Genomic DNA, 10,826 nt, shown 5'->3' with positions numbered 1-10,826 from the left:
CACCCGCTATGCGGGTGCGGCAACGAAAGTTATACAAAAAAATCACCTTGCTTAAGTATAATGTAGGTGTTCAAGCCGCATTATATACAAAAGAAAGGTGATTTTATATGGCAACAAAGACACAGAGCCTTGCGCACACAAAATGGTTATGCAAATACCACATAGTATTTACACCTAAGTATAGACGTAAAGTTATATATAATCAATACAGAAATAGTTTACGTGAAATATTGAGACGTTTATGTGAATATAAGGGCGTCAAGATTATAGAGGGGGAGCTTATGGCTGATCATGTGCATATGCTAGTATTAATCCCACCTAAAATATCAGTATCATCTTTTATGGGATATTTAAAAGGGAAAAGTGCACTAATGATGTTCGATAAACACGCAAACTTAAAGTATAAATTTGGAAATAGACACTTTTGGTCCGAGGGGTATTATGTTAGTACAGTAGGTTTAAATGAGGCTACAGTAAAGAAATATATACGTGAGCAAGAGTTACATGACCAAATGAAAGATAAACTTAGTGTAAAAGAATATGAGGACCCTTTTAAGGGTAGTAAGTAATACATATCCCCTTTAAGGGGAATGTTACGAGTCAATGGCTATGCGGCTTGAACGTAGTGAAAGCCAGCGCCTTTAGACGCTGGCCTAGTACTACGGGCTTATAGCCCGTGAGCAAACCACCCGTTTTACGGGTGGTTCTGATTGTTATAACTTAAAACTTTTCCCAATCAAAAGCTTCAATAGTTTCTCTTAGCTTGCAATCAATATCTCGTACCCACTCAATAAACGGTTGTCCTTTATTTTCATCCCAAGATGCTAACACTGGTTCAATACCAATATGAATCAAGGTATTTTCATAGTAGTTACCATGTTGAGGTCTAGTAACACATTGATTATAAGCTCGACTTAATATCTCCAATTCATTCGAAATGGCTTTATCAATCATAGTAATAAGCTGAGCATATACCCTTTTACGTAATACCTTTCCAGTTTCGCTTGAGTCATTATTATAATATCGTAAAGATAAGTACGCTCCCTTAGAATCATGATCTACACGCCAAAACAGCCATGGATTAAACTTCCTTGGTGGTGTAGCCCAGATATCGTCAGATTCTATGCGAGTCCAAAACCGACGATTAGTCCAAGGACTGCCTCCCTGATTTGTACCGGTACTATATTGATTGGTATATGTACTCATATCTTTCCATAACCAAGCACCATCCAAACTTTCATTATCAAATAAAACCTGTAAAAAACCATGCTGCGTAATACGTTCCCACTTAATATAATGACATTCTTCATCATCATATTTTCCATTAATCTTAGATACAGCTTGATACCAATCTAGTTGATTTTTTAAGTGCTCACAATAGCCTTTTAGAATATCGCTTTCACAGTCGTCATAATTTTTTAAGATATCCCAAAACATAGGACCAGTTAAATAATTATCTACAGAATCGCTATGAGCTACTTGCCAATCGTAATCAAAGTAATACCCCATCTTGAAATACACGGTATGGATATGATAGTCAGCTAATTCAGTATCCTTAATGTCTCCTCATAATAGTTTAAATGCTTTTTCTAATTTATGATATGCATTTCCTGAATTAGTGTTCTCAAAGAAATCTTGTAATCGATTCGTATATGATATGATTTGATTGCTATGTTTACTTGTAGATATCTTATCTTCAATTATAATGGCTAATTTAAAAAGCTCGTTAAACTGTAATATCTAAAACAGATGCTATTCAGTTAGACTTCATAATAAAGTTCTGACTAAAGTTATTACAGCATTTATTACAGCATTCATTAGAGCCTCATTCTTATACAAAATAAAAATAGAACTAAATATCAAAATAATGTTTGCTTATTATACATATTATAAATACTTATACCAAATGCCTTGGAACTGTAGATATCGAATTTCTAAATTTTGAACGCTCTTCTTCTCTAATTCGATCAGCAATCTCAAAAATTTTATTTTTTATCCATAAATTAGCAGTTGTGCCCTCAGAGTAATCCGCCTCTGCATACATATCAACTCGACCATCAATACGCATTTGTTCGACTTGCTTTAAGGCATCACCATCTTCTCTAGGATAAATAGCAAAAGTTGTTCCACCTTTTTGCTTTACTAAGGAAAAAGCGGGAATATCACTAGGACCATCAGCAATATATATCATATTTTCAAAAGGTACACGTCTCATATCAAATGATATTTTAGCATTTACATCAACATGGAGTTCTTTGTTCCAACTTCCTTTATTAATTTCAAAAATTGCACGCGTTTTTGTTGTATTATCTATCGTATAGACTACATCACTAAGAACTAGATCATTATTTATATTAGTTTCAATAAGCTCACAACCCCATATTGATTTAGCAACATCATTTAATCTTGATCCGCGAATTAACTCTGCAAAGCCTGTACTTACAATATAATTCTCGACTTGAATATCATAATCCTTATATTCAGCTTTATCTTGAAAGAGATTATTTAATGATGCTAAGAATTCTGGTACATTTTTATAAAACTCTTGTTTATTACCATACTCATGTAATTTTTTATTATTTAATCCATCAAACTTTCCTTCACGAATATATTGAAGAAATAAATTTAAATAATATGTATCAGAATTAATGCGTATATTAGGATATTTCTTACATAAATCATCTTGTTTTTGATTATTTTCCGCCCAAAATTCCTTAGCATCAATACCATATTCTTTAAAAATCGGATCCTGCATATACCCATTAATTAAAGTTTTATCACAATCCCATATTACAGCAATTATGTTTGACATATTTATACCCGCCTATATAAAACCACAAAACACAACATCCAAAAACTAAATTCTTATGTTCCTTTAATAAAATAGTATTACATCCCCCTATATAACTGATGTAGAGCTAATTATATCCATTTAAATTCAATTCATATATGAACACCGAGAAATATCAATTAATGAATCAAATTATATCGCTAATAAATCTAAAGTAAGTATATTATGTTGTAAATTATACGTAAATTTAGTAAAAATAGATAATTTTTCATCAACTTCATTATCATTTATTAGCTTACGCCTCTCATGTGCTTTAGTTAGTTTGACTGACAATAAATTTAAATGATCATTAAACGATAGTACATCCTCATCAAAAGCAGGCGTAGCATCAAAAAGTATACTAAAATCCATTGCATTAGCCTTATAGAAATTATAGTTATTCTCTTCAATCAATAATACTTTATCTAAGGTGTCAAGATTAGTTACATCGGTAAATATCTCTTTAGTATTCGAATCACTCTGTAGTTGTGATAATTGACTAATATAAAGCTCTTCATACAAAATTGAATACACATAAAGACTATATCTAGTTTTATGACTCAACCGTGAATCTTCAGCAAGAATATTAGTTAAAATATTAAGTTTATTATAGTCTTTATTAGAATCAGAATCTATCGTTTTTACTTTATCAACTAATTCTGAATACATAGTCGATTGACTATAAAATAATTTTATATTTTCATAATTAGATCCCACTATTATTACTATATTAATAATTCCCATTATCAAAATCGAGCTAACAAAAGATATAATATTACGACATGTAAAATCTAATTTTAATATACCGAAAATAATTTTCCACCAAATGATTATAGTAAATAAAAATATTCCAAATTTACACGCTAATATAAAATTATATTGATGTAAAATAGTTGCCTCATATATATTTACATACGATAAATATACATTAGCTATATAAACATCAATACTCCCTGAAGATGTATTATTCAGTAATTAATTAACAACTTCTAAATTACTAATAATACTATCATTTGTAAACAGAAAAATTGACAATATTCCACTAAATAAAAAATAAATATACCCTGAAAAAGCAGCAAATCCAGAAGCTCCTAATACACTACTCACAGTAATTTTAATTTTAGATAGTCTATATATAAGAATTGAGAATAAAACAGAAAAAATAAAATTTCCCAATAAAAAACTAAGAAATTTAATGCTCCAAATCTTTGTAACTGGCGATATATTAGAAATATCTTTACTAGCTATTGTCAATATAACCCCTGTAATAGAATCTAACTCTAAATGCATAGAAATTAAATTTAATGCAATAAAATTAATTATTAAAAATATTATCCCCCAAAGAAAATACACTTTAGGAATCTTACTGACATTGAATATAGATAAATATAGACAGATAAAATAGCGTTTTATAAACCCACTAATTTTATCCACCAAGTTATCAATATTTTTTAAAAGTTTATATATATTAATCAATCTCCTCATTTGCATTAAATAACAACATACTAGTTCTCTTCAAAATATAACTCAACTAAGTCCTGTATTCTCCCCTCTTTAGCATAAGGTATTGTATCTTCTTGCACAAAATTCTTCCTACTTACATTATCCCCAATTGGCCCAAAGATAAAGTTTATGGCTATACGATAAATGATAGCAGATGGAGCAAAACCATAAACTTGATTTTCAAGAATATGTTTTAAGCGATCTTTATCATCTGGAAATTGTTGTTTCATAGATTCATTGTTATATAAACGTTTAATCAATTCTGCAATATATAATCCAGACTTCATATATAGATCAATATAAGTTTTGGTTGAGTCATTAAAAATATTAGGATTTTCTTTTTCTAGTTCATCTACCATTCGTTTTACAACTTTTTTAGGTGTAAAGATTTGATTTGTTTGTTGAGGTGGAATGTAGTCAAAAATATCTTCTTTATTCTCTTCAAAGTAATTAACAAGTTCTGCTTTTTTACGTAAGAATTCAAGTATAGCTTCATTGAATGTCGGTGCATCAAATAAATGACCAGTAAAGCCTTCTCCACCATCACGTAGGTATTTAAATTGATCTAAAGTAATACCAGTAACTTCATGGAATACATCTTGATCTACATAGGTATCAAAGTTTTCTAATGTAAGATTTTCATCTCCATAAGCCATAAGGAAGCTTGGAATTGTTCGAGCAAACCCACGCAAATGACCACGAATTTTCTCTTCATCACTACTCATACGATTTTGCAGCGCTTCAACCTCTTGTCGTTTAATAATCTCTTTAGGTAGATTTTGTAATGTACTAGCGATATCATTAGTAAACTTTTCTTTAAATTCATTTTCAAGAGCAACAATAACTTCTTCTCGTTCTGCTTCAACGGCTTCTTTCTCTTCTGTAGTCGTAGCTGATTCAATTTTGACCTTATATTCTTCTTCTTTATGAGCAATAGCAACCTTTTGAGCGCTTTCGTTCTCTTCAACTACAGTTTTAATTGCTTCTTTAATATCTTTTTCAATTCGTTGTGCTGCACGATTTTTTAAGCCATACGTATCTTGCATTTCTCGAACAATCGGTGTAATAACAGGAGCCGTTACTCGACTAAGCATTTCCTCCAAGGTTGGTCTTAAGTCCTCATTGCGTATCGTTTCTTTAATAGTAGTAATTGAACTTCGCAATTTATCGCCAAATAAAACCTCTTGCTTACTAATAATGATTTCATCTGGAACAATTGGATTATCATCATCATCTAACTCAACATCGATGATATCTATTTCATCGCTCCCTATAGTAACTTTGCCTTGAGAGGCTTCAGGCAATTCACTTAGAATATCTAAAACAGTTTGTGTAGCCCTAAAGATACCAGCAATATTATCGAATAAAAGATTAGACATAAAGCCACGTTTAACAACTTCTTGAGCCTTAATTTGCTTAGGAATCGTCATCACTTGAGCCGCATCAATCTCCACCATTCGTCCTGAAGAATCCTCAGCAATAACAGGGAAGAAATTTAGCAACTCACCTATATTTTCATTTCGAGCATCAGTTGTCCCATGACCAGCAGCAGTAGCAATTGATAAGTCATTAGCAAACTTATCATAAATAATTAATGTTCGTTCAGGCGCAAAATCAAATACATAGGCCCGTTCTTTACGGTAGTATTTACCATTTTCTATCCAAGAATATGGGTTTTGTGCTCTAAATGCTGCTTGCATATATTGAGCTGGTGATTTCATATTACATAACATAATAACACCAGTCCATTCAGGAACTGTCACGCCGGTCGTTAATTGGCCCACAGAGAGTGTAATTGTTTTATCATGCTCTTTAATTGCCTTGCGAACAGCAGCCAAAGACCTGACATTTTCAGTTCCTTCATCAGATTCATAAGCATTACCAGAGCCAGCGGCCAATACGATACCATAATTTTCAAAGGTTGGGTGATTTTCCAATAACTTCTTTAAAGCTTTAGCTGAATTTACACGATCTAAAATCCAGAATGTATGTTTTAATTCATTACGTAACTCCTTTGTAGAAAATGGATACTTTTCATTTTTTGCGTTAGTTAAAGTGTTTAACCATGCTTCAACAGCTTCTCTATGAATAAATTCACCACTTTCATTAGTAGCAAAGAATTCATTTAAATCAAATGCATAGTCATAGTTTTCACCATCAACAGTTACACCATCATTAATGACATCTAAAACCATTTTAGACATTTGATAAGTAAACATATTTAGTTGAGGTAATGCTTCATATGGATTTCCACTTTCATTAGTAGCATCCCAATTGTTCTTTGCCTGTTGTTCATCTGCATAAGACCAATTATAAACCTGGTCGTCACTAAATTGACCTTTTGCAATTGCTTTAAAAGGTGTGCCAGATAGATGTAACGTCCATTTTCGATGAATATTATTGAAAGCAAAATCTGACTTACGAGTATCAACAGCTTCATGAGCTTCATCTATGATCACTAAGTCCCAATGTAAATCAGCAACCCATTTTAATTTATTATATTCACCACCAAAGAATTTAGATCCTTTCAAATCTTGTAAACTGATAAATGCAATTTGCTTAGCATCTTCATTTTCATCAAGATATGTTATAAACTCATCTCTACTCATAGATGGACGATCTTTTAATGAATCTGTGCTACTAACAAACTTATATTTTGTATTACCAGCAATAAATTGTTCAAAGTCATCATACCAAGAATTGGCAACAGCCGGACGATTGGTAAGTACTAATACATTGGTTACATCTAATTGCTTAACTAAATCATAAGCAGACAATGTCTTACCAAATCGTGGCTTTGCATTCCACAAAAACTCACTATTCTCATGATTTTTAAAATAAGTTAATGTTTTATTTACAGCTTCGGCTTGCTCTCGGCGTAGAGTATACTCTTGACTTTTACCCGGTTGATAACCAGATATATCATGACGAATAAACTTATTAAATAAACTTTCTGATTTCTCTGGCGTACCATTAAAGTAAAACCATTCTGTTTTTGGTCTACGTTCTATATCATGAAACTTTAAGAAGCCATGAAAATCATGGTCTTTAAAATTGATACCTTTATCTGGTCCATCTACATATTCAGCTAAATGATTCCATAAAATTTCTGTTTTAATAGCTGCCGTATGAGTTTGCTCACGAATTCGAGTCTCCACATCCCGTTCTGTGTACCCAATCTTAATCCATCCATCATTAGTAGTAACTTGTGGTGTAGTATATGCATAGATTTTAGGTTCTACAACCTTCCCTGTTTTAATCTCTGTCCCCATTAGTCCATAGCCCTCACTTTTGATTCAATGAAATCTATTTCATTTTGTGAAAGATTATATTTCTTGTACAATTGTTGATCTATATCTTCAATTGACTTAGACCAATCAATATCTGAGTTAGGTGTAAAATCTTGAAGAGGAACATATAACCATTTTTCAGCAGTATTATGTTGTGTTATTTTTAAAATTCCCAACATAATTCTTGCAAACTTACCTTTAATATATTTTAGACACGCATTAGCCTCATATTCTGTCTCAAAAGCACCTATTGCAAGAAAAGTTTCTGTTACCCCGATAAGGGGTTCCCCGATAAGGGGTTCCCCGATAAGGGGAGTTGCTAGAACCTCACCTATAGCACCACTACCATTAGCTGCTGGTATAAATACATTATATTTATCTAATGTTGGATGATTAATTATATAGTCTCGTCTAATCCATTTTAAAATACGCTCATTTTTACTTCGCCCCAATATCTGAATATATTCAAAACCATCATCAGGTCGATTATCAAAAAAAATAAAAGGTAATCGCTCAAAAATATTCGTAGATACATCAATTTCATGACCTTTACTTAAATATTTGTAAGCATCTGGGTAATCCTCATGTAGTTTATTCGTAAACCTATAGCTTGTTCGTGGATAAATAATTGTAGATAATGAACCATTAAATTTATAACTCTTAACTACTCTTTTAAATATATCTGCTAATTGAGGTATTGCTATAAAGATTTCTATAGGACCTAAATCACGATTAGAATCTCTATAAGAAATGGCAACTCCACCTTTAATATCTGTATTTGGAAAAATATTAAAACTTTTTTGCTCATAATATAAAACTTTAAAATGTTGATCATTAAGACGTTCTTGATTCCACTTCTTAGATGTTTGGCCCGCATTAAACAAAAATCTTGCTGGCGTAATTAAACATACCTTATCAGCAAGTTTAAACGCCTCATCCATAAAATAATTATAGATAGGATTACTACTTGAGCTATCCCCTTTAGTCTCCTCCTGATACGGTGGATTACCAATAACAACATCAAACTTCATCTTTTCGTCCCCCTTTGAAATTGAATCAACACATACTAACACTTTATTTTTCCAGTCTTTGACAAGTGTAAACAAATCTCCCTTTTTCGCTTGCTCATTTACTTCATCAAATAGATTGAGTTGAATATTGCCTTTTGAATCATTTGAATATGGGATTTGCTTAGTTAACCCATTCATTTGGAATATATTATAAGAGATAATAGTTGCTATTTGTTTAACTACCTTCATAGTTGGTAATTTACCAAATTTATAATCATAATGTTCACAGAATGATAATAATAGGTTTTCACGAGCTAATAATAATGAATCACCTTGCAGCTCATAGCCATAACTTGATTCATAAGCTATTTTAGACCATTTAATAAACTCTTTCTCCGTAGTTGATTCTTCCGCTATTTTTTGCAATTTCCTGTCTAAAAAACCAGCACGCTCATCAACAGGAATAATATCACCAGAAACAGAATCATAACGAGTTACAATATATGGGGCCTCACCGCAGGCAAGCTCTAACCAACGTAAAGCAATAAAGCTTTCAAAAGAAATATCCCCGATTTCATTCATTACAATAGATACCTGCTTATCAACAAGCCAGGATGGAGTAAATACTTCACCGCGTTTACGTGTACGTATCTCTTGATTGCGTTTATTTTTTTCAACACGTGGTTGAATAATGGAATCATAAGGACCTATAATTAGATTTTTTTTAATAGGCTGATTAGCACAAAAAGGCTTCCCCATGCCTTCGTAAGAAGGAGAAGCCCATACAATATTTTTATTTGTAGTACGATCTTTTAGTAATATTGTCAACAGCGTTCCAGAATCATTAGCAATACCTTCTTCGCTAATATCCACTGTTAGTAATTCCATATGAACCCCTTTATAAATGTAATGTATGTATATACAACAATTATATTATCTTTCATCTAATTTTTAAAGTTATTCTTATTATATTGCTGTATTACTGTATTACTAATATCTAAATAAATTAGCAATTAAATTATATACGACGTGTGTGACCTAAATTTATTGCTAACTTACGAGCTAATAATACTTCTTTTTCAAAACCTAAATACCACCACGCTAATCCCAGTAAAGTAATAAAAGTAATTATACTAAGAACTAAATGAAACATAATATACTGATCAAACATTGGTGAAAATAAAATTAAAAGCCATACAATAAAAAATAATACATAAACACTTAAATAATACTTATAATGTGCAGACAAAAATAATAAGGCTATAAACAAGAAAATGTTGAAAATAAAGCCACTGATACCATAGTTACTATAATCCAACCATAAAGATCTGCATTATCTCCAGATATTAATGTATTGATCTGAAATGGAATAAATAAAGTTATAAAGGCACCAATAATCATAAATAAAATCTGATAAAATAATGTAAAGTTTTTTTCATTATGCTCAATTAAATCTAGCTCTATAATACGTTTTTCTTCAGACAAACCTTTATAATATTTTTTATATTTTAGAAAATTCTGTCTAAATATTCTATTTCTTTTATATAGGAGATTAGCTCGTCTAACTTTATTTCTATATTTATACCAACTAAACATATCATCTTACCTCAAAATATAATGAAACGATTGATTTTAATAAAAAATTATATATTTTATTCTATAATATAATATATGTATTTTTCTACACATCCAACATTCCATTCAACCTTAATATTATATGTTAAAAATCATATTTCAATTGACTCATAGTAGTATAATATAAATATAGGAACAAGGAGGTGACATCTATGAAATTTACAAAACGTATAATTGTCATGACATTCTTAGCCGTGACTGCTGTTGTATCTACTGGATTTGCTTACGATTATGTATGCAATAACTCTCAGTACAATTGCAACACTAACACACAATACAACTCCGATAACAATACGAACAATACTAACTATGCAACATCCAACAATGACAACCAAAATTATTGCGGTCCAAACTCTAATACTAGAGGATGCGGTGGATATAGAAGATAATATGGTAAATACGATAAAGGCCTATAGTACTAAACATGTACTATAGGCCTTTATTATATTACTTTCCACCATATAAAAAAGGACCCTCATCAGAGAGTCCTTAATCTGTATTGTTATGCTATTAAGCGTTTTTAGCTACTTCAACAAGTTTAGCGAATGCTGCTGCATC

General features: G+C 31.1%; 8 protein-coding genes. 1 reads left to right on the top strand and 7 read right to left on the bottom strand.

From position 1 onward, the window contains the following. The first annotated feature begins 107 nt into the window (after positions 1-107). Positions 108-569, top strand: coding sequence for an IS200/IS605 family transposase (gene tnpA, locus RWP19_RS09065; protein ID WP_005380067.1), 462 nt, complete (start codon positions 108-110; stop codon positions 567-569). Between the two features lie 151 nt (positions 570-720). Here the strand turns inward: tnpA and RWP19_RS09060 are convergent, their stop codons facing one another. From RWP19_RS09060 to RWP19_RS09030, 7 genes are all read right to left on the bottom strand, one after another. Beyond that, on the bottom strand, positions 721-1,521 hold the full coding sequence (locus RWP19_RS09060) for a hypothetical protein (RefSeq protein WP_314357408.1): 801 nt from the start codon (positions 1,519-1,521) through the stop codon (positions 721-723). A gap of 376 nt (positions 1,522-1,897) precedes the next feature. Beyond that, entirely contained in the window at positions 1,898-2,812 is a 915-nt protein-coding gene (locus tag RWP19_RS09055) for a haloacid dehalogenase-like hydrolase (protein ID WP_129823145.1), read from the bottom strand. Positions 2,813-2,983: 171 nt separating this feature from the next. Then, the gene (locus RWP19_RS09050; RefSeq protein ID WP_314357407.1) at positions 2,984-3,574 is read right to left on the bottom strand and encodes a hypothetical protein; all 591 of its coding nucleotides are present in this window, start codon (positions 3,572-3,574) and stop codon (positions 2,984-2,986) included. 231 nt (positions 3,575-3,805) lie between these two features. Then, positions 3,806-4,306, bottom strand: a complete 501-nt coding sequence (locus RWP19_RS09045; protein WP_314357406.1) for a hypothetical protein — start codon at positions 4,304-4,306, stop codon at positions 3,806-3,808. Positions 4,307-4,335: 29 nt separating this feature from the next. Then, positions 4,336-7,605 carry a DEAD/DEAH box helicase family protein gene (locus RWP19_RS09040; protein WP_314357405.1) on the bottom strand — a complete coding sequence of 1,090 codons (3,270 nt, stop codon included), beginning with the start codon at positions 7,603-7,605 and terminating at the stop codon, positions 4,336-4,338. Next, positions 7,605-9,521: an Eco57I restriction-modification methylase domain-containing protein gene (locus tag RWP19_RS09035; protein WP_314357404.1), complete on the bottom strand. Its 1,917-nt coding sequence runs from the start codon at positions 9,519-9,521 to the stop codon at positions 7,605-7,607. Before RWP19_RS09035 ends, RWP19_RS09040 begins: the two co-directional genes overlap by 1 nt. Before the next feature lie 372 nt (positions 9,522-9,893). Next, positions 9,894-10,229: a hypothetical protein gene (locus tag RWP19_RS09030; RefSeq protein ID WP_314357403.1), complete on the bottom strand. Its 336-nt coding sequence runs from the start codon at positions 10,227-10,229 to the stop codon at positions 9,894-9,896. Positions 10,230-10,826: the final 597 nt, after the last annotated feature.

It is taken from the genome of uncultured Veillonella sp. (genome assembly GCF_963522475.1).
In the GTDB taxonomy this organism is placed as follows: domain Bacteria; phylum Bacillota; class Negativicutes; order Veillonellales; family Veillonellaceae; genus Veillonella.
Note: the sequence above shows the minus strand (reverse complement) of the source record. Positions and strands in the feature narration are given on the sequence as shown.

Excerpts from the sequence above, each read along its gene's own strand:
- RWP19_RS09035 (WP_314357404.1), bottom strand. The coding sequence starts at position 9,521 with ATGGAATTACTAACAGTGGATATTAGCGAAGAAGGTATTGCTAATGAT.
- RWP19_RS09055 (WP_129823145.1), bottom strand. The coding sequence starts at position 2,812 with ATGTCAAACATAATTGCTGTAATATGGGATTGTGATAAAACTTTAATT.
- RWP19_RS09030 (WP_314357403.1), bottom strand. The coding sequence starts at position 10,229 with ATGTTTAGTTGGTATAAATATAGAAATAAAGTTAGACGAGCTAATCTC.
- tnpA (WP_005380067.1), top strand. The coding sequence starts at position 108 with ATGGCAACAAAGACACAGAGCCTTGCGCACACAAAATGGTTATGCAAA.
- RWP19_RS09040 (WP_314357405.1), bottom strand. The coding sequence starts at position 7,605 with ATGGGGACAGAGATTAAAACAGGGAAGGTTGTAGAACCTAAAATCTAT.
- RWP19_RS09050 (WP_314357407.1), bottom strand. The coding sequence starts at position 3,574 with ATGGGAATTATTAATATAGTAATAATAGTGGGATCTAATTATGAAAAT.